Consider the following 25,502-nt stretch of genomic DNA (forward strand, 5'->3'; position numbering starts at 1 on the left):
TATTTCTTATCTATAACTTATATTATCTAAACTCGTTATCTCACGGTTAGAGACAAGGCCAATCCAACGTCCACACCGGCCTTCAATAACCAAGAGCATGACTCTACCTTGAGGCATGTTTTTCACCCACTCCTCCCTATCCAGCATAGATGGATAGGGATAGTCCTCTGGATGAGTATGCCAATCACCAATAAAAGTACTGTACTGTCCGGATTTTTTCCAAGTATCACTCGCTATATCCCAGTGGCTTCGGCAACGTCGACTAAAATGGCATCGTGAACGTCGGTCATTTGGACCTGGTGGTGTGGCGTTCTCTATATGGAGGTGATGTCCGCGATACTGACCGATTAAAATTCCACCAGCTTCAGTGCTATTGCTGTTCGTTTGTCGATAACGCGCCATAACTGCTAAAACATTTGGTTCAATAATTATGTGAGCCCGATCTGGTAAATCTAAAACTAGTGGCGACATGCTGGACAGTCTTTTCGTTGTGTTAAAGCAACATCTTTTAACAATCTTGCCTTTGATGACATTGTTCTTTGTAGGTAATTAGGGCCCTTTTCAACATGCGTAGTTAATTGCAGGATCATAGAAGCTGCTGCCATTGATAATTCCGTACCGTAAGGAAGATGGTTTTCGCCACATGAACGCCGGAAAGGTAGCTTTGGCTCCTTTCCTGAGGGAAAAACAGGATATCGTGGTTTAGCGAGGCTGCCGCTATACACATATTGGCACGCGTAGCAGGCACCTTGCCCATTATCTCGTAAAGCACGTACTGCATGCCCAAATCCTGCCACCCAACCATGAACAAGAACTGCTTGACTGGAGTTTTCACACTTCCGATACCACTGGGCCAGAGTTAAAGAAAAAGGACGATCCCCTGTAGCATCGATAATAAGATCCCAATTATGCTCGAGATGATCGCGTGTAAAGCACCTCTTAGCCTGAATCTTCGCACCATAGCCTTGCTCATCTAAATAGTGTTTGATTGCATCAGACTTTGGAATGGACAGATAACGCGCCCCAAGGATATGCCGACCTATATTCCCAGAACGCAAACCTAAAACGTCACTATCAAATAAAACGAGCTCACCATCATTGGCACCAGCGCCCGCATGCACCAAAGGGGTAGCTGTATGACCACCAACGGTACCGCAACCTATTAAAGCGATACGCTTTCCTGCTAATGGTGGTAAAGCTTGCACCGCATTACGGCTAACGAGATACGACTGAGTGGCCATATCAATCCACAACCGATCAAAATTTGAAACGTTCTCTGGCTTACTCAGGGCAGTGATTAGGTCAATTTTACTCACCTTGTTTCGCTTGCAACGTCCCCCTGCACGTTTCAACACTCTGCTTGCTGCTGGTTCCAGGTGAAACCTGACACCCACTGACTCTGAACCATATTTAAATAGAACAGAAAAGCGTTTCGATTGCGCTTTATTTCGTAATTTCGACAATAGAGAGTCTAATGCCGGAGGATCTGCCCATTCGAGCCAATTTAACAGTGGTCCTAGCCCCTCAGGTGGCCAAGTACGATCGTAATCAACCTGCATTGGCTTGGTCATGTTGATAACTAAAGTGTTTGAAACAAAACTAACTGAATCTCCACCGCGGCGTAGCGCCCAACTCTTCGCTTGTGATTCGTTATCAGCAACTACCAATTCCTGCGCAACCTGATTGTCAAGGCCTCGCCATGAATACTCATAGAGCTTAGAGACCTGTTCATTCTCTTCGGCTACTTGAAAACACGTGCGGTTAGAACACCAATAATTGGAAAACTCATGAGCAAAATCATCATCATAATTGCCGCTTTCCCAAAGCTTTATTATCTGCTCTATTTTCTCAGCTACCGCAGCATAGAATGCCATTGGATCCAATGGATCCAGCAAATGCGTATTACGGTCGAACAAACACAGCGAACCGTCACTCATAAGGTGAGGTAAACGGACATGCTTAAGGTTATCTGGGCACCTATGAACATAGATAACCGGTGGCTCAAGCAGAGTAATCCCGCTTTGAAAAATATAAACAGCAACCGCTCCAACTTTCGTTTTATATTCACGATAATAAGTAACTAATGGCTCCGGAGACTTTTTTTGATTAATGGTCTTCTGAATGAAACCATGCTGCAATAGCACGGTCTCAATGTCATGGAGATGCTCGATCACCCTGCCTCCGAATTAACTTGCGCCGGAGTGGCTTGCACAATAGGGGTTGCTGCGGCAACTGCGGCAACTGCGGCGACTGCCGAATATCGGGTTACCAAATCTGGTTCAACTGGAATTCGGTCACCGAAAGCGGCTCTTAAACTCTCAAAAACAGCAGATAGATTACTTCCCTCGGCCGCTGCATTGATTTGTTGTGCCAAGTTTTCAGCCTTGAAGACAATATCATTACGTTCATCCTTATCCATATTTTGACGTGGATGTAGTTGTTCATCATTATCCGGCTCAGCAGGGTTGGCGACCCCATCTTTGAGCTGTTGTGCTAAACGGTCAACGCAGGCCAGCAGCGCAGTACCATCATCATTACTTTTGAATCGATCTTTACGCATGATCACTGCGTCATCAAATGATGTTGATACACAGGCCATTAATGCAATGGAGCTTGGTCCGCCGCCATCGGGCCACGTATAATCCCGCCAAGCCTTAAGATAACGACAGACACGACGAAGAATCTCACCATGGTATTCTACTTTGGTTTTAAACCATTGGCGTATAATCATGGGGTCACTTTGTTTCCACGTACACGGTTCACGAATAGCCAGATGGATTTCATCCTTGTTTAGCATTGCTGAACGACCGGCTTTTTCAATGTTCACGGCAACCGATTTACTATCCATTGATTCCATGATCATGGCATAACGTACTCTTGGAATAGCATAAAGCGGAACATCGATATGAGCGTCTTCAGCGATGACGATTCGTACACAAGTGTTCTTCTTAGCGGACTTCCATCCGGGCTTTCTTACTGCTAACTCTTCTAACGTGCGATCGACAATATCGAAAAACAGCTTATTGGAAATTTGAGGCGTGTCCTTAAGATCTTCAAGTGGTAGGTATACACCATCATCAACATCAATCTGTTGGCCATGGCAACAAGGCTTATTTAGGGTGCCGTAAACAAATGAGCCTTGGCTATAAAATCGGGGCTCTAATCCCGCCAGTGCGTGCTTTTGCTCTGAGTTAAGGGACAATAATTGCTTTTCTACGTGGTCAAGCTGAGACTGTTTCTGGTAAATAGCACGCCCATATCCATCTTTAACGAAGGCTTTATCGAGTGCCTTAAACACTTCTTTAATTTCATGCCTCACCTCGGAGCGAACCTGTTTTAACTCTTCAAGCCGATCAGATGAAACTGTAATGTTGGCGATAAGACCTTTTTCGCCATGGTTGAGTAGACTACTTATGTCATATTTCATGCGGCACTTTCTCCTATTATGAGCGTGTTCCATGACGGAGCTTGGTGATGAAAAAATTCTTTAACTTCTTTTCTACCCCATGCATCCCGGTAAAGTCCCCACCCAAAACTTTTCAACCTATCAGCGGATGAGTCGCTAGCATCATCCAAGTCGATTTTTAAATCACCTACGTCTTCATCCAGAGTTATGTATCGATCTTTAGACATGTAGTGACCTGCCATATATTCGTGCCAAATCTCATTGGAGGATAAGACCAGCTCGATCAGGTTTTTTCCTGCCTTCCAACCTGTAAGGTAACCAGTTTTACCTTCACTCTTAAGAGGCATCTTGTACTGAGCACCTAAGGTACCTATTTGCAAAAGGTAAATATCAGAAACTGGTGCACTGATGAATCTTGGGTGAGTCGCTTCATGATAGGCACAAAAACACGGAGAGTTTGCAAACAATCCGCCGTCAAAATACAAAGATGGATCGCTTGAGGGCACCTTGTGTGCAGGAAAGAAAGTTGGCGCGGCGCTGGTAGCCATCGCTACATCAACTGCGCAGAGCACACCGTCTGCATCTATTCCGGGAGTATGCGGTGTTTTAAAGACAGAAGGCTTACCTGTGCTCCCATTGACAACCGGTACAATCAGACGAGTAGGGAATTGGTGCAGTTTGATATCCCCTAAATGTTGCTTTAATAAGGCCTGTAAGGGAGTAGGGTCGTAAATTGGCATAAACAGACGCTTTAAAAACTTAAACCCTGGGATCCGAGACGGAGGGAAGATGGTCTTTCGATTCTCATCCAATAACTGTTTCAATTGACGGGCGTTCATTTTCCCCGAAGCAAGGCCGACAGCCAAAATCCCACCAATTGAAGTACCAGCTATCAAATCAAAGTGTTGAGCAATGCTGTAGCTTTCATCATTGCCAGCAAGCTTGGCTTCCAACTCTGCTAAAACAGTAATAGTGTAGAGACCACGAACACCACCGCCTGAAAGAGAAAGAATTTGAAATCGTTTTGAGTGAGATTTCGACATATGCAACCCCTGGAATTGTAAGATGAGTCATCTTATCCCAACTACCATGCCTAGATAAATAGACTGATTTGCACTTTTAGCGCAGAGAGTAATTAGTGACAACAAAGAAATGGTTTCTGGTAAGAGTCTTAAAAAAATAGAGCCAGCTCTTTGATTTGCTATGGTACGGTTACAGGTAAACTTATCACATACACTTTTTACCGAAAGCGAGCCTTAAGAAATTTCTACTAAATCTCAAAAATTTGCGTAACACTCTTTATCAGAAGAAAACGTATTGGGCTCTGTAGAGCAAATCGATAAACTGACAGAGCTAACCTTGGCTGGTGGGAAATTATCCGGTTCGTGATGTTTCAGGCATACTGAGCCTTGTGAGCTTATTTATTTCTCAGATTTTTGCGTATGATTCTGCTGCTTGTTTATCATAATCTCTCATCGACAGTAAGGGGTTTATCAGTCTTTTATAACATGACATACCTGTCTCGGATAATGAGCGAGAGTGATAACCTGAAGTGGCTTTCCAATGTTTATTACGGTCATGAATTCGTTGGTTAGTGACAGCATGATTTCTAGGATGTACATCTTCCAATATTTTATACCTGTTCTCAGTTGTATCGGCGTCTTGGCTTTTTTGCTCATGATGGCTTGATAGCACCGATGAGAATCATAGGCTCCGTCACCCGATATGGTCTTAATTTCTTGATGAGTTTGCTTAAGTAGTTCTGGCTGTGCTTCGTCGTCAGCGACCTAAGGAATCCCCACAAAATTCCTTTACTGCTCAATAAGTAGACACGCACCCTGCCTTCAGATCTATTGGATTCACCACAAAAACAAAAGAATGAAAACAAGATGCGTGATACTAAGACACTTAACAAGTCACTGACAAATCAATATCTTAGTTCGAATTCACAAGGCTAGAAATCATACTAAAAGCAGATATTTACAATATAATTTTGTGGGGATTCTCCAGGTCAGCGACATTAGAGAGAGACAGTTTGGCCCGACAATTTGATGTGTACCGGCTCAACGGCAATGTGTAATTTTCTCCAGACTCGTCGTTTGAATAATACTGCTGTAATTTGGGCGCTTTAACGGGACATTCATTAAAGTAAAAACGTAGTCCATGAAACCTTGCAGAGAACGAAGTGATAAGCAGAAGATACTCTTTACCATAAGCGAGGTCGTTATTGTCGTGTCAGAATGTTGGAAACCTCGCCTCGTTGTCCATGGTGAACTGATCAGTTCCAGACTGCAATAGCCACTTCATCGACCCAAAAGGTGAGTGAGCCTCGGTTGACAAGGGCTTGGTTATATTTTTCCAGTTGTGAGTTCGGTAAGTTGCTTTGCTCATATATCATGTCTAGTGCCGAGTGTGTTAGATCAGATCGTGATAGTAGAAGATAGTTCATTATGATTTAGTCATTAATAAAGCTAATATTGAGTTACATTATCTTCCGCCATACAGTCTCAACTTGAATCCGATAGAACGGCTCAGGAAGGTGATGAATGAATACGTAAGGAATAACCAGTATTTTGCATCAAAGCGTGAATTTCGAGATGATTTTCACCATTTTTTTGATGTGACTCTCCCGGAGATTGCAGGCTCACTAGTGTCTCGAATCAACGATAATTTTCAAGTGCTCAAGCCTGCATCTTTAAGTCGTTTAAGTATATGGTAGTCTGATATAACTCCCTCACTAATAGTGATGTAAATAGATGAATAATACGTCTGAGATATAATGGTGTTTTTTTTGTATGTTCTTCATATGTATTATTAAGTTCTAGTGTGGGTTATCAAGAGATGCGGCTCTATTTTTAGGTATTTTAAATATCATGCTAACTATTTCTTGTTCTTTCGAAAAAATAAGCGAGTCGTCAATAAATAGTGGGGTTCTTTGAATTAATTCCCACTCTTTGTTTAAGTTTTTCATTAGAGACTTAAGCTTTTTTAATTTGTTGTCGTTTGATATGTCATTGCTATCGAATATTCCTTCCATTAATTTTTTCACTCTTTGTTTACAAATGAAAGGAATAAAATCAATGTGTGGTTTGTCAATTAAATTTCTGCATTTCAACAAGAAAAAATGCGGCCCTCTTTTTATGCGTAAAGCTAGATTTATGCAATTGTAGAAATCATCGGGATTTAATTGTATGACATTGTTATAGCTGTACTTTTTTTCTGATTGCTCATGTAGCTCAAGTCGAACATTTGTACTGAATTTATGAGTTTTAGATTTTTCATCGATTTTATAAGCCGAGATCGCAAGTCTATGTTCAATATCAATAGGTCGTGGGTTTTCATCATTAAATTTAGTAATAAAATCAAACCTACCTAGAAATAAATCATGAATCCTTGTATCAAAATCATCGTTACATTTTTGTGTGTGATCAGTATTAAAATATTCTTTGTTTGTAACTTCTGTTAGTTCCTCAGTGTTAAAATCCGCAAAAAAGAATCTAGCATCTTTATATTTTGAAAACACCTTTTCTTTAAAGTTTTTTGGTATGTTGTTATTAGCGAATACAACAAATAGCTTTCCATGAAAGTCATGACTTAAATCAATTAACTTTCTTATTGATATTAGAGTATTTATATTACCATTAAGCCATGATCTTTTGATTTCAATTAGTTGCTTGTCTGACATTGATGAGTGTATTTCACAAACCTGGTCACTCAAAACATTTGATATATAAGTTAAGTTGGATATTCTGAAATCAGAGCATAAAATCAATAACTTTACCTCTGTTTTATATAACTCTTCCTTCCGAATTAATCTATCTATTAACCTGATAACTATCATAGGACGATTAGAGTATTCATTAAGGTCAGGAAGTTTACAAACTTTATTTATTGACATTTTATTTAATATTACAATAGTATGTTAACCAGTTGTTAACTCGCAGCCAATAATAATGAGGCAGACTGAAAAGTCAAGCTGTATCTCTATGGTTTAATAAAATTCAACTTAAATCTTTTATATTGTAAAAAATATCTTGTTTGAAACTATCTTTTGATGATAGGTAAAACCATTGATTATAAAACTAATTGATTAAGTATAAATGGCTCATTGTTTGATGTAATTATCTTGGTAGTTATGTTGCGTATGTGTTGTTAGCTTCATTGCTGTTTTGAATATTTTGATGGATGAATGGCTGATTGATAGGAGAACTATAACGATACTAAAGATTAATTTGATACTAATAAATTTGCTTCAAGATGATGGATGATAGAAATCTTTGTTGTATAGCTGAAGAGGTGTGGGGTATATGTTTTCCAACTATAAATTATGAGTCTGAACTTATTAATACCCCAATAGTCATCATTCAAGTGTTGACATCATGATGGGTAGTAACTAGAGTCAATTGTATATTTCAATTGCTTGTATTTACCTACAGCTAATTTAGTTATGTGTTGATTTAAAACGGTTTTTTTTGGTTTTTTGTTACTAGGGTAGGGTTCAAATCCCTATCTCTCCGCCACATTTGAAAAAGCCCCAGCAAAAATGCTGGGGCTTTTTCGTATTTGGTAATCTAGGGTTCAATCAGTCATACCCAGAACGCTCCGCCACATTTGAAGAAGCCCTAGACTGCGCATCCCGGCAAAAATGCAGGGGGCTTTTACGTTTTAATAATCTAGAGTTCAAATCCACCATATCCGTAGCACTCCGCTACATTAAAGCATTATCGAATGTTCTGCTGTTGCTCAGTAGCTAGCCTGGCAAAAACTGTTGGTAAATCATTCTTTAGGGTCATATCTTGGTTTTTAGTTAGTCCTTTCAAATATGCAACACATAACCCATACTGGTGATATGTTTAGTAGTCAAAATGGATTTTGTATGCGGTTGACACTCTATGGATGGGGGATCTCCATTGCTCTTCTCGCGTCTGTTGGCGTGTATTTCCATTTCTCCGTTTTACTAAACAATGAACGGCACGCGAAGGCTGAACACTCTCATGATGCTAGTGATTTTGTTGTCTCTCCTGTCGAGCCTGCTCGTATTGATGATCTGCAGGTGGTGAAGCTGGGCTATGCGCTTTTTGTCGACCCCAACCTGGCATCCGATGGAAAAGCGAGTTGTGATTCCTGCCATCATATTGATGACAATGGTGCCGAGAGGACGCGAGTTTCTGTTGGTGTATCAGGTGCTGGAACGAGAAACTCTCCCACGGTGTTTAATGTCAGTTTGAACTCGCGCTTTTATTGGGATGGCAGAGCTGCCAGTTTAGAGCATCAAATCGATGGACCGATTCATGGTCCACTGGAGATGAATACTAACTGGCATGACGTGGTGAGCTATGTGCAAGGTGCTCCAGCCTATAATGAACTATTCAGTGAAGTATTTAATGGCGTGGTTTCAGAGCACAATATCAAGCATGCCTTGGTGACGTTCATGCAAGCCCTTGTTACGCCTGGCGCGCCATTTGATCAGTACCTGCAAGGTAACCACGATGCACTGAGCCCAACTGCCCTGCGAGGTTGGGAGAAATTTCAAAGTTTGGGGTGTGTTATCTGCCATCAAGGTCAAAATATCGGTGGGAATTTATTTCAGAAGCTGGGTAATTTTCAAGAAGATAGGTTGATCAGTAGTGAGCAAGATCTCGGTCGATACAATGTGACTGGAAATGAGAATGACAAGTTTGTATTTCGGGTCGCAAGCCTGAGGAACGTTGAGAAAACGCCGCCTTATTTTCATGACGGCCGGGCGGCAACCTTAGAAGATGCCATTGTTACAATGGCAAAGCTTCAGTTAGGGCAGGAGCTGGATGCGACGACAATTGTCGAAATTAGTGCATTTCTTTCATCGCTCAGCGCCCCTAATCCTCGTATCTTGGAGGATTTAACCCAATGAATATGCAATATACACCAAAACGCGAGTTTACTATCATCGGGCTTATTACCTTAGCTGGTATCCATTTAATCTTCAGCATCTATTGTAGTTACGTCAGCTCGTATTATCAGAAAGAGTATTTAGGTATCTCGCAGAAGGTAATTCATGCAAATGAACAAATCTACAACTTTGAATATGCCCAAACCAAAACTTACGATACGCTGGCTGCAACGCTTGTTGAAATAGAGCTCAGTGCTGAATCTATCTTTAACAACTTGCGTCAATCACGCATTCAGCCATTAGAGTTAGTTGCAGTTGTTAATGCTGATGCGGTGGAGCAGGCTAGACTCATTAGCCTGGATATTCGAGATTTTACCCATACGGTTAATTCAATATTGAGCTCCAAAGTTTCCTATGAGTATGCGTCGCGTACGATCTCTAATATCCAAGGTTCGTTGCTTGCTAAATACGTAGCTCCCATAGAACAGGTTGCAATTTTACAATCTGTTCATCTGCCATCAACGAGCATAACTGTCCCCGAGGTACTGGCTCGTGATCCAATGTTCGATGCCCTCGAGAGCTATGTCTCTCTTCAAGAACGGGTGGGTTCGGCGATTCAAGCAGAACAATTAACCCTTACTAAAGAGCACATCCAACTTAAGCTAGATACAGTAAATAACTATTGGATAGAGCGGTCTGCAAAAAACAAAGTCGAGGCCACGCTGTCTGCTTTATGCCTGCTGTTGGCACTGGGTGCCTATTTTTTCTGGCGGCAATGGAATAACCATAAACAATCAACGGCTTACAAAGAAGTGCTGCTTGATATTGAACAAGAACGTTCCAAGTTGAACTTGGTACTAGAGTACGCCCAAGACACGATTATTATCACCGATAAAGACGGGCTGACGACTTGGGTCAATAAGGGGTTTGAAGAGTTAACTGGCTACTCGTTTGATGAGGCTGTAGGGATTAAGCCTGGTGATCTGCTACAAGGAGAGGAGACCGATCAAAATGAGAAAGAGCGTATTTCCGAGAGTTTGCTACATAGCCAGAGTATCCAAACTGAGCTGTTAAATTATCATAAAGACGGCACATCATATTGGATTGATATGATTATCACTCCAATTTTTAATGAAAATGGCGAGGCGATTAATTTCATTGCGGTTGAACGTGATGTCACCAAACGAAGAGAGTTGGAGCAAAGCCTTGAGCTCAGTGTAGAGCAGGCAGAATCATCCAATAAGGCAAAGTCAACCTTCCTTGCGACCATGAGCCATGAATTAAGAACGCCGTTAAATGGCATTATGGGCATGGCACAAATTATTGAAAACTCGGCAGAGGATGAAATACAAAAAGAACAGTTAAATATTCTTATTGAATCCGGTAACCACTTACTTTCTCTGCTCAATGACATTCTTGACTTCTCGAAAATAGAGCAAAACAAATTGGAGTTGGAGTCAATTCCTTTTCAATTTGAAGATATTATTTCGCCAATACTTTCGACATATAAAGCGTTATGTGATGACAAAGGTATTCAGTTAGTGATTGAAAATAGCATTCCAAGAGAGAAGGCCTACAGTGGAGATAAAGCCCGTATTCGTCAGGTAATATTTAATCTATTAAGCAATGCTGTTAAATTCACCCCGCAAGGTGATATCACGCTTATTTTTTCAGAGTATCAATCCCCTGAAAACGTATTAAATGATGTGAAGCCCGCTCAATCAAACAAATCTTTGATTTCAATTGTGATAAAAGACTCGGGTGTGGGTATTTCCCAGGATCGATTGCAGCATATCTTTGATCCGTTTGTTCAAGCTGAATCTTCGACCACGAGGGAGTTCGGTGGCACAGGGTTAGGGTTAGCTATCGTAAAACAGTTAGTGGCGTTGATGGGCGGTCGGGTGTCTGTGCAAAGCGAAATCGGCGCAGGGACAGCCTTCTTTATTGATATCGAATTGGAAGCGGCGACAGCTATTCCTAAAAAAGTACAGGCTAAACATTCGCTCAGCCAACAAGCCATCAGTCAGGCACTATCAATTCTCATTGTGGAAGATAATCGAATCAACGCATTGGTGACAAAAACATTTTGCCAGAAGCAAGGACACAATGTGTCATTAGCGGATAATGGGGTCGACGCCATGGAGGTGCTCAAACAACAGCGCTTTGACTTGATCATTATGGATAACCATATGCCCGAAATGGACGGGGTTACGGCCACCAAAATAATCCGTGATGAGTTAAAACTGAACACGGTTATTTTTGGTTGTACTGCGGATGTGTTCAAGGAATCGCATGACAGCTTTATTCGTGCTGGTGCTAACCATGTACTGACTAAGCCACTACAAAAAGAGAGCTTCATTGATGCATTGCAACTTTATCAAAACCAATTGGTTAGCAGTGCGGTCTCAAGCAATGACAAGCGGACTCCAAATGGCACTACTCATGGATCATAAAGCTATTTTGCATACTTGATGTTTAGGTAATAACAATGGCTCAATCCTATCTGTTGTTATCAAACCAGGCTTGGAGTTTGTTTGCGTGTTGTAGCATATTCTCTAGCTCATCTAGATCCCAGTGGGTAAAACAATCAGTAATGTCATTCATGACACCAGATTGAGCCTGTGAGAGCTTTTTCAGTCCCATTTTGTTGATTTTAACCCACTTTTTCCTCGCGTCCTGAGGATCTTTCCGAACGTCAAGCAGGCCCATTTCTGTCAGCTTGTTAACAATTTTGGTGATCCCGGGCTGGTTCATTTGCATTGAATTGGCTAGCTGGCTAACCGTGGCTTCTTGCTCGGGATCATTAGAGAAATGATTCAATAACGAAAATTGAGAGTAGCTGAGGTTGAGGGGCTGCAAGGCCTTGGATATTTTCGATGTACTCAGCTGATTTGTTATTTCTAATGATTTCAATAATTTAAATGCCAGTTCGTTTTTATTGTGAGTCATTGTTCCTAAACACCTTGTGTTACATTCCTGGGAATGTATATTTATTCCATGGAATGTATTTTAGCAGGGTATTGGAAGGGGTGATAGCGATGGATAGACGTCAATTCATTAAAGTGATAGGAACAGGGGTTGTGATTACAGCAGCGGTGCCCGTCATTGGAACCTTCACAGGAAGTCATGTGAGGGGAAATGGCCAGCCAGCACAACAGATACGGCCAAACCATCAATATGATGATATTCGTAAAACCTTAATAAGCTATGGCATGCTTTGCCCTAACCCTCATAATAAACAGCCGTGGAAAGTCGCTTTTTCTGGTCAAAATTCAATCTTGCTCTATGTTGATGAAGAGAGGTTATTACCAGAAACAGACCCGTACCACCGTCAGATCCACACCGGGCAGGGGACTTTCATTGAAAGCTTGGTTATTGCTGCATCGTATTTTGGTATCCATGCTGAAGTCGATTACTTCCCGCAAGGTGAGTATGGCAACCAAGCCCTCGAGTTCAAACCGGTAGCAAAAATCACTTTGATTGAGATGAAAGAGAAAAAGCCCGATCCGTTGTTCGCTTATCTGCCAGTGCGTCAAAGTGCTAAGCAATCCTATACTTCTTCGGCGTTAAACCGTGAAGAAATGTCAGCGCTAGAGCATATGGCGAGTGAGGCAGGCTTCCCAATAGCCCTGCTAAGCAAAAAGCAAGATACAGCAGAATTAGGGATCATGCTGACCGAGGCGATGTCGATAGAAGAGCAGAATGCTCTGCGTAATTTAGAAACCCTGGCGATGTTCAGATTTAATGACCAAGAAATTGCCGAGCATCGAGATGGCTTTGGTTTAGCTCAGAATGGTGTGACAGGGATAAAGAAGATTGTTGCCGAAAACTTCTTTGTTACTAGGGAGCAATCCTATAAAGATCCTGCCTCATTTGGAAAAGAGGGGGTGAAACTTGTCGAGAAAGTGACCTCAAGCACGCAAAATTATGGCTGGATATCAAGCCAGGATAATAGCCGTAAGACTCAGGTAGAAATAGGCAGGCTTTATACCCGGTTAAATTTGCTGGCAACCTCGATGGGGGTGGCTATGCACCCGTTGAGTCAAATACTTGAGGAGTATGAAGATATGCAGGCCTTGCAGCAAAGCTTCAAGACACGTTTTGATATTCCAGAGCCAGATACGGTACAGATGTTATTTCGTTTGGGCAAAACATCGGCAACCCCTTTATCTCCGCGAAGGGAGGTTAGTGACATTATCATCTGACCCTACTATTTCGATTGTATATGCTGATATTGATCAAGCTTGTATGGATAACCACAAAAGGTACTTTTCAAATGCACCTTTTGTGGTGTAGGATCGGTCAAACAATAAAACATTACTTTTTGTAGTTATTTATCAATATGACGCGAGGTGCATATGGCTATCATTCATGATTTTATGACCCAACATCACAGAAGTTGTGATGATCTGCTTGTTGAGGCAGAAGGTCCATTGGCTGAAGGCAACTGGGCTGAATTTAGCAGCGCATGGGGTCAGTTCGAAGCCGAAACCTTGCACCACTTTGATCTGGAAGAAGAGATCCTATTTCCTGAGTTTGAGGCGCAAACGGGCATGACCTCAGGCCCAACCATGATCATGCGCCAAGAACATGCTCAGGTTCGCGCCCTTTTCAGCCAGATGCAGCAAGCCATTAGCGAGCAGGCCACTGACCGCGCAATGGGTATTGTTGAAAGTACGATGTTACTCATTCAGCAGCATAATATGAAAGAAGAGCAAATCCTCTATCCAATGTCGGATGCTCACCTGGCCAACGGCAAAGAGCTTGTTGCCCAGATGGAAGCAAAGCCGAACGCTACTCAAGCTTAAACGAGGAAGCAGATCTTATGGATGCCATCATCACCCTGGATGTCAGTGAGCTTGAGCCTCCCCTGCCGATGCAGGAGATCTGCCAGACGCTTACCAACTTGCAGCAGGGCCAGCTGCTGCACGTCAAACATAGGCGCGAACCCGTTCCCCTGTTTACGATTCTTACTCAGCAGCAGTTTGACTACCGCCATCGCGAAGAAAGTGAAGGCAACCACCATATCTGGATTTGGCATCAAGGTGATGAGCAGGCTTATAACCGTCTGATGAGATATAGCGATGAGACTGACAGGACTTAACTTCGAAGAGATCCCTCGGCTGGATGTACCGCTGCGCTTTTATCTGACAGCGCCGGTTTTTGCTGTGATTGCTTCACTGTTGCTGGTATGGCAGGGCGACTATATATGGCTAGGGCGCTGGTTACCTGCCTCTTTGGCGATCACCCATCTCGTTGCTATTGGAATGATGGCAATGATTATGATCGGTTCGCTATTTCAAATCATGCCGGTTTTATGTGGGGCCCCGATTAAAATCCCTCCTGTGCCTTTAGTTTTGATGCAAACAGGCCTGGTGCTCGGCACCCTGGCTTTGAGTGCCGGCTTTTTTGGTTGGCCCACCTTTGGCGCCAGTTTCGTTCTCTTGGCGCTGAGCTTGGGTTACTTCATCGTTTCATTGCTGGTTGTGTTGATCCGCCAGGCGGCAGGTCAGCAGACGCGCATGCCTATTATGCTGGCGGTAGTGGCGTTAGGCATTGTTTTACTGGCTGGATTGATGCTATTGGCAGGTTACCTTTGGGGCTATCATCCAGTTCCAGGCAAGAACCTGACCCACCTTCATGCGGGCACTGGAATTTTCGGTTGGGTATTATTGTTGATCATGGCCGTCAGCTTTCAGGTTATTCCGATGTTCCATGTCACGCCTGAGTTTCCTCGCTATTGGCGTATTGCTCTGCCTTTGATGTTGGTCGTTGGGCTTGTTTCCATCGCTTTGGCAACGTTGTTACAGTTTAGCCTCTATTACAGCAGTGCCCTGATTGCCGCTGTTGGTATCTTGTATGCCATAGTAGGTGTGAGCCGACTTCGAAACCGGAAACGTAAACTTCCTGATGTTGTGGTTAATTATTGGCAATGGGCGTTTGCAAGCCTGATCGGCGGTTGTCTGCTGATGATCATCTTGCCGTTAATCCCTATCCAGCAGCAGGGAAGGGTAGAAGTTGTCATTGCACTTCTGATCGGTATGGGTTTTGTGCTTGGCGTGATCCAGGGAATGTTGCTAAAGATAGTGCCATTTTTGATCAGTTTGCACCTTCAGCCCATTGCGATGAGTAAACCAAATGCAATGATGCTGCTGCCTGATCACTACAGCTTGATCAGTCGGCAGAAAATTAAGATCCAGTTCCGGTTATACCTGCTTGGCATGGCGAGCATTGTAGCCTCATTCTGTTACCCTCCAGTCACAGCGAGTATTGGCCTGCTTATGATGCTAAATTGGCTGTGGATCGGTTATAACATCGCCTCGGCCAGTATTACTTACCGGAAAGTCCATCGGGAGATGCTGGAGAGCTAATGCCTATTGATTGGCTTGGCCTTTGATGATTGTTTCGCCATTGACCTGGAAGCAGATGACTTTGCCTTCCAGGCTCACATCGACAATACATTGGGTATTGTCGCTTTGGTTGATCAGGTAGGCGGCCAAGGGGTTCTCCAGCTGTTTCTCTATCTCACGCCGCAAGGGGCGGGCGCCAAAGTTGATGTCAAACCCATCTGTTGCTAATTTGTCGATCACGGCTTCATCGACATTTAGGGTGATCGCTTTTTCCTGTAACCGTATTTGCAGCTCGGCAATCATCATATGGGCAATCAGTAAAACATGGTTTCGTTCAAGAAAGTGAAAGACGATGATGTCATCGAGGCGATTTAAGAACTCAGGTTTGAAGAAGCGCTTTACTTCCTGCAAGACATTGCGTTTAGCCTCTTCATAGCTAGGTGTGACCGAAGACATAAAGCCGATTTGCTTGCGCTCGGGGCCAAGGGTCTCAACCCCCAGATTTGAGGTACCGATGATCACGGTATTGCGGAACGAGACTTTCCGCCCCTGGGCATCGGTCAGGTGCCCATCTTCAAGGATCTGCAGCAGCATGTTAAAGACATCCGGATGGGCCTTTTCAATCTCATCGAGTAGCACAACCGAGTAGGGATTACGGCGAACTTTTTCAGTAAGCTGGCCGCCTTCGCCATAACCGATATAGCCAGGAGGTGCCCCGATCATTTTTGACACTTCGTGGCGCTCCATATACTCAGACATATCAAGCTGGATAATACGAGATTCATCATCGAGCAGGAACTCGGTAAGCGCCTTTGCCAGTGCCGTTTTACCTGAACCGGTCGGGCCCAGAAAAAGGAAGGAGCCGATGGGGCGTTTGGTTTCAGAAATGCCGGCTCGGTTGCGGCGGATCGCATGAGAGACGGCGGTAATAGCATCATCTTGCCCGGCAATGCGCTTATGCAAGTTAGCTTCCATATTGCCAAGTTTATCAGCCTCTGATTCAACCATTCGTGCCACCGGGATCCCGGTCCATTTGGCCACAACTTCGGCAATATCCTCCGTCGCGACAACCTTTTTCGCATTGGTGGTGGTTTTCTGCCAAGCCTGTCGTTCGGTATTGAGCTCTTCCAATATTGAACTCAATTCCATTTGGTGCGTGGCGGCGGTCTGATAGTCCTGCTGATCAAAGGCCGCCTGTTTTTTACCGAGAAGCGCCTGACGCTTTTTTTCCAGTTTACGTAATTCGGTGGGCATGGCGATAAACTGCAGCCGCTTGCGGGCACCTGCCTCATCGATTAAATCAACGGCTTTGTCCGGCAGGCAGCGATCGGCGATGTAGCGCTCAGATAAGCGCGCAGCCGCTTGTAGCGCTTCGCTGTCATAACTGATTTGGTGGTGCTGTTCGTATCGGGAGGATAGGCCTTCAAGAATTTGTACCGTTTCTTCTATACTGGGCTCTTTAACCACAATAGGCTGAAAACGCCGCTCGAGCGCTTTGTCTGATTCTACATACTTACGGTATTCATCAAGGGTATCAGCACCGATGACTTGCAGGCTGCCTTTTGCCAGTGCGGTTTTGAGCAGTGAGGGGGCATCCAGTCCCCCTGGGGTTGAACCGGTTCCGACAACGCTATGAAGCTCATCAATAAATAGAATGATGTGGCCTTCAGCTTCAATAATTGCATCACGAACACTAATCAGTCGCTGCTCGAACTCACCCCGCATATTCGAGCCTGCGATGATTTGTGCCATGTCCAATGACAAGATCCGTTTGTTAAGCAGCGTTTCGGGAACATCGGCTTCGGCCATGCGTTGGGCGATACCTTCGACGATGACGGTTTTGCCGACACCGGCTTCACCGATCAGTACCGGGTTATTTTTCTTACGTCGGGAAAGGGTCTGGATAACCCGTCGCATTTCATCTTCGCGGCCGATAACAGGATCAAGCTCACCTTTGAGGGCCATTTCGGTCAGGTCGACAGTAAATTCTTTCAATACGTTAACCCGGCTTTCGGCATCGGCTGTCGTTAAAATATTGCCTTCACGTTTTTTCAGTAACTCTGCCCGCACTTGATCCTGGTTTAAGCCGATAATTTTAAGGACCTTGGCTGCCGAGCCGGATGCATCGTCAAGCAATGCGATCAATAGGACAGCTGATCCGATATAAGTGTCGCCAATACGGTTGGCTTCCTGGCTGGCAAGCTCTAGGGCTTTGTCGGCATCCGTTGCGGTTGTTATCTTTTCAATATTGACGTTTTGCTGCGGGGGATGTTGCTGGTAGATCTGATCCATCATGGCTTTGCGTTTGGTGGCATGATCAGGCAGTAAGGAGGCCAGTATATCCAGGGCCTCAGATTTGTCCTGAAGCAATAGCCCCAGCAGGATGAAATCCGAAGTCAGTGTATACAAATGCAGGCTGATCAGTTCATTAACCGCTAGCTGTAGGATTTCGTGAACTTTCTGGGTACTTTGGTGAACGTATTGCTGAAACATAGTTAGGCCCATGAGCTGCAAAGACAATAGAAAAATTTGGTTGGCTATACCTTTAACCTTATGTTTTAAAAATATAGACCTAACATCTTACCTGCAGGTGCTTTTTTATACTTAGCCTCGTTTTAGAGTGAGCATTGGCTCCGATTGCTACAATCAAGGGCTGTGATGAATTCTGTAGTTGATAGCAATAATAGGGCAGGCCTGCCGATGAGCTCAGCTTTATCCATGGCCTGCTCTAGGGATATTGTTAGCCGTGATACATTTAGGGGTATCACGGCTAATTATCGAGTGATGGCCACTTCCCGGCTTTACCCTATCTATCTTTATCAGCGAGAAGGTTAGAGTGATGAGGTGACTGTCAGTTCATCTAGCAGGTGTTGAACTTCTGGAATACAGCTTCCGCAGCCCGTTCCTGCCTGCGTACAGGCGCTGATCTCTTCCACCGATGTTAAGTTATGCTCTTTTATCGCTTGGCAAATGGTATTTTTGCCAACCTGTTTACAGGCACAAATGGTTTTTCCCGCCGCCAGTTTTCCTTCGGCGCGCCCTGATATCAGAGATCGTTCTGCAATATCATCAACCGGCTCGTCCAATAGATGATATAACCAATCTACATCTTGGTGCTGTAAGTCAGCCGCAACCAAATAGCAGCTGCGAAGTTGCTGCTGCTCAATGTTGGCATAGCGGTATAGTCCGCTGGCCGCGCCGCTGAAGCTAAGCTCCCGGCCGTTTTCATGCTGGCAATAACGGGAAAGTCGGTGCATCAGCTGCTCTGGTAATAAGGTACTGGCAATTCGGTACAGGTAACCGTTGCTGACTTTTTGCCTGATCCAATAATCGAATTCTGCCATGTCTTGGGGGGTAGCAGATAGCAGCAGGGCTTCGCTGCGGTATGTAAGCGGGGTGATTGAAACTGGGGTGAATTTAAACTCCGGTTGGCCTGACAAGCTGTCGGTCTCTGGACAGATCAGGTTACAAACCTTAGCGGCACTTGAGGTGGTGTTATTCCAGTGGATAGGAATAAACAACTCACCCGGCTTAACATCTGGAGTAATGCTAACCCGAACGGCGGCTTTGCCGTAACCGCTGGTAATGTTAGCGACCTGGTTGTTGCCGAGTGAGTGACGTTTGGCATCTTCTGGGTGGATCGATACATAAGGTTCCGGACTGTGTTCGCCAAGCCGCGCCGAAAGGCCGGTCCTTGTCATGGTGTGCCATTGATCGCGGATACGCCCGGTGTTCAATACGAATGGGTATCGCTCACTGATCTGGCTTGCTGGTGACTGGTATTGAACGGCAATGAATTGGGCTTTGCCCGAAGGTGTCGCGAATACGCCATCAGAGAATAGGCGTTTATGCTCAATATCTGTCTGTAGGCCTATTACTGGCCATTGCTGTGGCGAAAGCTGATGATATTGCTCCGGTGAGAGATCAGACAGTCCCGTAAGATTCAGTACGCGCCGAGTACTGCCGTAATTGCCCAATCCGGTCATTTTGCTGTATTCCCGGAAGATCTCCCCTTCATGCTGATAGCCAAAGGCATGGCTAAAGCCCATTTTCTTCGCGACCTCGCTGATGATCCACCAATCCGGTTTACCCTCCCCAGGGGTTGGCAGCAGTCGCCGCTGGCGGGAAATACGCCGCTCAGAGTTGGTGACCGTGCCGGATTTTTCACTCCAGCCCTGGGCCGGAAGCAGCACATTGGCATGTCGGGTGGTATCGGTATCGGCGATACAATCCGACACCACGACCAGCGGACATTTATCCAGTGCCCGCTTTATTTTACTGCTATCTGGCAAGCTTACGGCAGGGTTAGTAGCCATGACCCAAACGGCTTTGATCTTTCCGCTGTCTATGGCGTCAAACATCTCGATGGCTTTCAGGCCGGGTGAGTTCGACAGGGTATCGGTTTGCCAAAAGTCGCTGATCACCTGATGGTGGGTGTCGTTGCCGAACTCCATATGGGCGGCAAGCGTGTTAGCGAGCCCGCCGACTTCGCGTCCACCCATAGCGTTGGGCTGCCCGGTGACAGAAAATGGACCGCTTCCGGGTTTGCCGATCCGCCCGGTTGCAAGATGACAGTTAAGCAGGCTGTTGACCTTGTCGCTGCCGTGCGTCGACTGGTTAACGCCTTGCGAGTATACGGTAACCACTTTTTCGGTACTGGCAAAGCTTTGGAAAAAATCGGTGAGCTGCTGCTTTGACAAACCGGTTATACGAGCAAGTTTTTCTGTATCGTCTGCATCAAAGCGGGCACTGGCTAACGTGAGGTCAAAACCTTCGGTATGGGTGGCGATATAGTCATGATCGAGTTTTTCGTGCTCAGCCAGATAAGCCAGTAAGCCATTGAACAGGGCAACATCGCTACCCGGCTGGAGCGCAAGGTGTAGATCGGCAATTTCGCAGCTGCTGGTGGCGCGGGGGTCGATGACCACGATCTTAAGGGCCGGGCGCACCGCTTTGGCCGCTTTGATCCGCTGATAGAGCACCGGGTGGCACCAGGCCATGTTAGACCCGGTAAGTACAATCATCTCGGCCTCGTCCAGATCCTGATAGCAACCGGGAACACAGTCAGCACCGAATGCCCGTTTGTGCCCGGCTACACTTGAAGACATACAGAGGCGGGAGTTCGTATCGATATTACTGCTGCCGATAAAGCCTTTCATTAGCTTGTTGGCAACATAGTAGTCTTCGGTCAATAGCTGGCCAGAGGCATAGAAAGCGATGGCTTCCGGACCATGCTCGGCAATGATCTCAGAGAACTGATTGGCAACATAGTCCAGTGCTTGCTCCCAGTTGCTGTCATTGCCGTTAATCGAAGGCTTCAGCAGTCGCCCCTGATGGGTAACAGTCTCTCCCAATGCCTGTCCTTTTGAACATAGCCGACCATAATTGGCAGGGTGCTCATTATCACCACGGATTTCTAATCGTCCGCCAGGGGTGGGTTTGGCCTCTATGCCGCAACCAACACCACAGTATGCGCAGGTACTCTTAATCCATGCGTCGCTATTTTTTGTGCCCAAAGCATCCCTCCCGAGCTTAATTAAGCTACCGATATTCTCCATGTATGAATAAGCATAGCAATAAGTACGCCAGTTTCGCTTTTTCAGGAAGAGGAGTTGAAATATGGAGCAAGTGGATAAGAAATAGTGATTAAGTTGGGATATATGACTAATCATACCCCTAAAGAGGTATGCGCCATGGTGGTTGGTACCATAAAAAGTGGAATATCGATGCATTATTCTGGTGTGTGTTGCACTAATACTGTGCGAAGTATCAGATCGTGCATTGACTTCTGCTCTTGAAAATGGTCCGGAATATTTATATTTCTGTTTTTTTAATTTTTTAAAATCAGTTAGTTGACGCGATATTGCCTATTCATGAATTCAGCCTGGCACTTTCCTTGCTCTGACGATACCAGAGCAAATAAAGACGTACACGGAAGGTACGTAAGGATGAAAGATGTCACAAATACCAATGATTGCAGACAAGACGACAGATATTGTCAGTTTCACCTCTGTGGCTGTTAATGAGCCAAAGCAATCTGGCTATGTCAGCTTGGTAGGTGCTGGTCCCGGCGATCCCGATTTACTAACGGTGAAAGCCCTTCGGGTTATTCAGCAGGCTGATGTGATTGTGTATGACAGGCTGGTGAGCAAAGAGATCTGCCAGTTATTCCCGCCGGCGACGCCGACAATTTATGTTGGGAAAGCGAAAAACCATCACAGTGTTCCGCAACAGGAAATTAATCAATTGCTGGTAATGAAAGCCCGGCAAGGGCTGAAGATCTGTCGCCTGAAAGGCGGAGATGCTTTTGTCTTCGGCCGTGGTGGCGAAGAAATGCTGGAACTGCGTCAGGCGGGTATTGAAGTCGATTTGGTACCCGGGATCACCGCAGCCGCAGGGTGTACCAGCTATGCCGGGATCCCACTGACTCACCGTGGCTTGTCGCAGGGATGCACGTTTATCACGGCCCATGCGGAAAAAGAACTCAATATATGCTGGCAGTCGCTGGCGCAACTTGACCATACCTTAGTGTTTTACATGGGGCTGACTAAAGCCGGCATGATTGCAGAGGGGCTAACCCAGGCAGGTTTGAGTGCTGACACTCCAGCGGCGCTGATTGAAAATGGCTGTTGCCCGCAACAACGAGTGATCCGGGGCGAGCTGCATCAGCTAGAGACTTTGATTTCGCAGCAACAAGTGAAATCACCGGCACTTATTGTCATAGGCAAAGTGGTGGCGCTAGCCGAAGAGCTGCAATGGTTTAGCACCATGGCCAGCCAAGAATTGAATAGATTGTCAGCTTAAAGAATAAGAAACAGTGAGGATGTTATATGGATAAGCAACGTGTTGTGGTGGTTGGCAATGGAATGGTTGGCCACAAGTTTATTGATGATTTGGTGCAGCGTGATGAGAGCGGGCAGTTTGAAATTATTACCTTTTCTGAAGAGCCGCGACTGGCCTACGACCGGGTTCAGCTCAGTAAGTATTTTTCCGGAACATCAGCACAAGAGTTGGCTCTGACGGATGAAGGCTACTACCAGGAGCGTGGTGTTAACTATGTTCTGAACGAAAAGGTGACAGGCATTGATAGCGATGCACGCCAGGTTGTGACAGCCAGTGGCAGGGTTGAAACCTATGACAAGCTGGTGCTGGCGACGGGATCTTATCCGTTTGTGCCGCCGATCCCGGGCAATGATCAAGCACATTGCCATGTATACCGGACAATTGAAGATTTGGAAGCCATTGATGCATCTGGCCGTCAAAGTGAGGTCGGGGTGGTTGTCGGGGGGGGGCTGCTGGGGCTGGAAGCGGCCAATGCATTGAAGAGTATGGGAATGAAAACCCACGTAGTTGAGTTTGCGCCGCGCCTGATGGCGGTGCAGCTCGACGAGGGAGGCGGCAAGCTACTCGAACGTAAAATTAGTGCGCTGGGTGTAGAAGTGCACACCGAAAAAGCGACCACTGAGATTGTCGCAGGGGAAAGCTGTCGCTACCGGATGAATTTTGCCGATGGCAGCCACCTTGAAACTGACATGATTGTGTTCTCGGCAGGGATCCGGCCGCAGGATGAGCTGGCGCGCCAAAGCGGTCTGTTGCTTGGGGAGCGGGGCGGTATCGAGATCAACGATCATTGCCAGACCAGTGTTGCCGATATCTATGCTATTGGTGAGTGTGCATTGTGGCAAGGAAAGATTTTTGGTCTGGTCGCACCGGGTTACCAGATGGCTAAAGTGGTCGCATCGCAGATCTGTGGCGGGCAGGACATATTTGTTGGTGCCGATATGAGCACCAAGCTGAAACTACTTGGTGTGGATGTCGCCAGTATTGGCGATGCCCATGGTAATACGCCGGGGGCGCAGTCCTATACATTTAACGATGAGATCGAGCAGGTTTATAAGCGACTGATTGTTTCCGGGGACGGACAGAAAATTCTGGGGGCGGTACTGGTCGGTGAAGTAGATGCATACAGTAGCTTACTGCAGATGAAGCTCAATGATATGCCATTACCGGAAAACCCAGCGGTGCTGCTACTGCCGCCGATGGGGGAAGAGGGAGCTGGTGCTGCACTGGGAGTGGATACCCTGCCTGATAGTGCTCAGATTTGTTCCTGTTTTGATGTGACCAAGGCGGATATCAAACAGGCTGTCACCGCTGGATGTACTGACATGGCTGGCTTGAAAGATAGCACTAAGGTATCAACGGGCTGTGGTGGTTGTTCGGCGTTGGCCAAGCAGGTACTTGATGCTGAACTGGCAAGCTTGGGTTTTGAGGTCAATAACCACTTATGTGAACACTTTGCCTATTCACGTCAGGAGCTGGCAGATATTGTCCGGGTTAAGCAGATCAAAACTTTTGATCAGTTACTGGATAGTTACGGTCAGGGGTTGGGGTGTGATGTCTGTAAACCAACCGTAGGCTCAATTTTGGCTTCTTTCTGGAATGACTATGTGCTTGAAGATCAGCATATTGGCCTGCAGGACACCAACGATATCTTCCTTGGTAATATGCAAAAAGACGGCACCTACTCGGTGGTTCCTCGAGTGCCAGGCGGTGAAATTACCCCGGATAAGCTTATCGTGCTGGGTGAAGTGGCAAAAGAGTTTAACCTCTACACCAAGATCACCGGTGGACAGCGAGTGGATTTATTCGGTGCCCAGCTGCATGAGCTGCCAGTGATTTGGCATAAGTTGATAGAGGCTGGATTTGAGACCGGACATGCCTACGGTAAATCCTTGCGTACCGTTAAGTCTTGTGTTGGTAGTACCTGGTGCCGGTATGGGGTGAAAGACAGTGTCGGATTTGCGATTGATTTGGAAGACCGTTATAAGGGATTACGCGCTCCCCATAAATTTAAGTTTGCGGTATCGGGCTGTACTCGAGAATGTGCCGAGGCGCAGTCAAAAGATATCGGGGTGATCGCGACTGAAAATGGCTGGAACCTTTATGTGTGCGGGAATGGTGGTATGCGTCCGCGCCATGCCGATCTGTTCGCCGCCGATCTCGATGATAAAACCCTGGTTACCTACATCGACCGTATTCTGATGTTCTACATTCGTACTGCAGATCGCCTGCAGCGAACATCTGTATGGCTCGAAAACCTGGAAGGTGGCCTGGATTACCTCAAGAAGGTGGTGATTGAAGATAAGCTGGGTATTGTCAACGAGCTGGAGACTGAAATGAAGCATAGCTTGAGCCAGTACCAGTGTGAGTGGAAAACGACGCTGGAATCACCTGATAAGCTAAAGCGTTTCCAGCATTTTGTGAACAGTTCAGCATCAGATGCTCAACTTAACTATGTGATAGAGCGGGGACAGCGTCGACCAATGTCCAAATGTGAGCGAATCGAAATTGTTGAAGTCACGGAATAGGAGTGGGCAATTATGGAACAGTGGCAAACTATCTGTAAACAAAGTGATTTGATAAAGAATACCGGAGTGTGTGCATTGGTTGACGAAGAGCAGGTAGCCGTTTTTTTCTGCGGACGCAACCAGGCGCTGTATGCATTATCAAACTACGATCCGATCGGTGAGGCCAATGTGATGTCAAGAGGGATCATGGGCTCGGTGGACGGCGAAGCTGTGGTGGCTTCACCACTATACAAGCAGCGCTTTAGTCTCGTGACGGGTGAATGCCTTGAAGATCCAGAACATCGGCTTAAAACCTACCCAGTACGGTTGATGGAAGGTGAAATTCAACTACGAATATAATGATTTATGGCGATAACTGAGAAAATGGAGCCTAAATGGCTCCATTTTTTATTTTTATTGGTGAGTGCCTTTTAAAATCTGCCTTGGCTAACAAATGAATACTAAATTAATTCCATATAAAGGTTCTTTTGATGCGGTATGGTGCGGTGTTGCACCATATCGATGATATG

At 45.5% G+C, this 25,502-nt stretch carries 18 protein-coding genes and 2 pseudogenes; 10 read left to right on the plus strand and 10 right to left on the minus strand.

The features are described from left to right. Window positions 1-6 precede the first annotated feature (6 nt). The 6 genes and pseudogenes from AC51G0_RS05505 to AC51G0_RS05530 form a co-directional block, all read right to left on the minus strand. Window positions 7-471 carry a Mov34/MPN/PAD-1 family protein gene (locus AC51G0_RS05505; RefSeq protein ID WP_496301051.1) on the minus strand — a complete coding sequence of 155 codons (465 nt, stop codon included), beginning with the start codon at window positions 469-471 and terminating at the stop codon, window positions 7-9. Beyond that, the gene (locus AC51G0_RS05510; protein WP_496301052.1) at window positions 459-2,174 is read right to left on the minus strand and encodes a ThiF family adenylyltransferase; all 1,716 of its coding nucleotides are present in this window, start codon (window positions 2,172-2,174) and stop codon (window positions 459-461) included. Before AC51G0_RS05510 ends, AC51G0_RS05505 begins: the two co-directional genes overlap by 13 nt. Beyond that, on the minus strand, window positions 2,171-3,427 hold the full coding sequence (locus AC51G0_RS05515) for a CBASS cGAMP synthase (protein WP_496301053.1): 1,257 nt from the start codon (window positions 3,425-3,427) through the stop codon (window positions 2,171-2,173). The genes AC51G0_RS05510 and AC51G0_RS05515 overlap by 4 nt, the downstream gene beginning before the upstream one ends. After that, window positions 3,424-4,449: a CBASS cGAMP-activated phospholipase gene (locus AC51G0_RS05520; protein WP_496301054.1), complete on the minus strand. Its 1,026-nt coding sequence runs from the start codon at window positions 4,447-4,449 to the stop codon at window positions 3,424-3,426. The genes AC51G0_RS05515 and AC51G0_RS05520 overlap by 4 nt, the downstream gene beginning before the upstream one ends. Before the next feature lie 450 nt (window positions 4,450-4,899). Continuing rightward, window positions 4,900-5,142 (minus strand): hypothetical protein, encoded by a 243-nt coding sequence (locus tag AC51G0_RS05525; RefSeq protein ID WP_496301875.1) that lies wholly within the window; start codon window positions 5,140-5,142, stop codon window positions 4,900-4,902. A gap of 369 nt (window positions 5,143-5,511) precedes the next feature. Next, window positions 5,512-5,797: pseudogene (locus AC51G0_RS05530) on the minus strand (transposase); the annotation flags it as partial. 79 nt (window positions 5,798-5,876) lie between these two features. Here AC51G0_RS05530 and AC51G0_RS05535 point away from each other — a divergent pair. Continuing rightward, window positions 5,877-6,125 (plus strand): annotated as a pseudogene (locus AC51G0_RS05535) (transposase); the annotation flags it as partial. 102 nt (window positions 6,126-6,227) lie between these two features. Here AC51G0_RS05535 and AC51G0_RS05540 read toward each other — a convergent pair. Further along, window positions 6,228-7,091 (minus strand): hypothetical protein, encoded by an 864-nt coding sequence (locus tag AC51G0_RS05540; protein WP_496301055.1) that lies wholly within the window; start codon window positions 7,089-7,091, stop codon window positions 6,228-6,230. A 1,191-nt stretch (window positions 7,092-8,282) separates the two neighbouring features. Here AC51G0_RS05540 and AC51G0_RS05545 point away from each other — a divergent pair. Both AC51G0_RS05545 and AC51G0_RS05550 read left to right on the plus strand, forming a co-directional pair. After that, window positions 8,283-9,296, plus strand: a complete 1,014-nt coding sequence (locus AC51G0_RS05545) for a cytochrome-c peroxidase (RefSeq protein ID WP_496301056.1) — start codon at window positions 8,283-8,285, stop codon at window positions 9,294-9,296. Then, window positions 9,293-11,728, plus strand: coding sequence for a PAS domain-containing hybrid sensor histidine kinase/response regulator (locus tag AC51G0_RS05550; RefSeq protein WP_496301057.1), 2,436 nt, complete (start codon window positions 9,293-9,295; stop codon window positions 11,726-11,728). The genes AC51G0_RS05545 and AC51G0_RS05550 overlap by 4 nt, the downstream gene beginning before the upstream one ends. 46 nt (window positions 11,729-11,774) lie before the next feature. Here the strand turns inward: AC51G0_RS05550 and AC51G0_RS05555 are convergent, their stop codons facing one another. Further along, window positions 11,775-12,224, minus strand: a complete 450-nt coding sequence (locus AC51G0_RS05555) for a MarR family winged helix-turn-helix transcriptional regulator (RefSeq protein ID WP_496301058.1) — start codon at window positions 12,222-12,224, stop codon at window positions 11,775-11,777. Between the two features lie 89 nt (window positions 12,225-12,313). On the opposite strand from AC51G0_RS05555, the gene AC51G0_RS05560 reads away from it, so the two are divergent. The 4 genes from AC51G0_RS05560 (at window position 12,314) to AC51G0_RS05575 (ending at window position 15,646) form a co-directional block, all read left to right on the plus strand. Next, window positions 12,314-13,480, plus strand: coding sequence for an Acg family FMN-binding oxidoreductase (locus tag AC51G0_RS05560; protein ID WP_496301059.1), 1,167 nt, complete (start codon window positions 12,314-12,316; stop codon window positions 13,478-13,480). A gap of 153 nt (window positions 13,481-13,633) precedes the next feature. Further along, window positions 13,634-14,083, plus strand: a complete 450-nt coding sequence (locus AC51G0_RS05565; RefSeq protein WP_496301060.1) for a hemerythrin domain-containing protein — start codon at window positions 13,634-13,636, stop codon at window positions 14,081-14,083. A 17-nt stretch (window positions 14,084-14,100) separates the two neighbouring features. Further along, on the plus strand, window positions 14,101-14,379 hold the full coding sequence (locus AC51G0_RS05570) for a DUF2249 domain-containing protein (RefSeq protein WP_496301061.1): 279 nt from the start codon (window positions 14,101-14,103) through the stop codon (window positions 14,377-14,379). Further along, window positions 14,360-15,646 carry a hypothetical protein gene (locus AC51G0_RS05575; protein ID WP_496301062.1) on the plus strand — a complete coding sequence of 429 codons (1,287 nt, stop codon included), beginning with the start codon at window positions 14,360-14,362 and terminating at the stop codon, window positions 15,644-15,646. Before AC51G0_RS05570 ends, AC51G0_RS05575 begins: the two co-directional genes overlap by 20 nt. A 3-nt stretch (window positions 15,647-15,649) precedes the next feature. Here the strand turns inward: AC51G0_RS05575 and AC51G0_RS05580 are convergent, their stop codons facing one another. Beyond that, window positions 15,650-18,118 carry an ATP-dependent Clp protease ATP-binding subunit gene (locus AC51G0_RS05580; RefSeq protein WP_496301063.1) on the minus strand — a complete coding sequence of 823 codons (2,469 nt, stop codon included), beginning with the start codon at window positions 18,116-18,118 and terminating at the stop codon, window positions 15,650-15,652. Window positions 18,119-18,456: 338 nt separating this feature from the next. Beyond that, entirely contained in the window at window positions 18,457-21,141 is a 2,685-nt protein-coding gene (locus AC51G0_RS05585; protein ID WP_496301064.1) for a molybdopterin-dependent oxidoreductase, read from the minus strand. 439 nt (window positions 21,142-21,580) lie between these two features. On the opposite strand from AC51G0_RS05585, the gene cobA reads away from it, so the two are divergent. Genes cobA through nirD form a run of 3 tightly spaced genes read left to right on the plus strand, consistent with a single transcriptional unit; the run spans window position 21,581 to window position 25,332 of the window. After that, entirely contained in the window at window positions 21,581-22,429 is an 849-nt protein-coding gene (gene cobA, locus AC51G0_RS05590; protein WP_496301065.1) for a uroporphyrinogen-III C-methyltransferase, read from the plus strand. Window positions 22,430-22,455: 26 nt separating this feature from the next. Next, window positions 22,456-24,993 carry a nitrite reductase large subunit NirB gene (gene nirB, locus AC51G0_RS05595; RefSeq protein WP_496301066.1) on the plus strand — a complete coding sequence of 846 codons (2,538 nt, stop codon included), beginning with the start codon at window positions 22,456-22,458 and terminating at the stop codon, window positions 24,991-24,993. A gap of 12 nt (window positions 24,994-25,005) precedes the next feature. Continuing rightward, entirely contained in the window at window positions 25,006-25,332 is a 327-nt protein-coding gene (gene nirD, locus AC51G0_RS05600; protein WP_496301067.1) for a nitrite reductase small subunit NirD, read from the plus strand. Window positions 25,333-25,502: the final 170 nt, after the last annotated feature.

The organism is Photobacterium sp. HL06 (assembly GCF_059552575.1).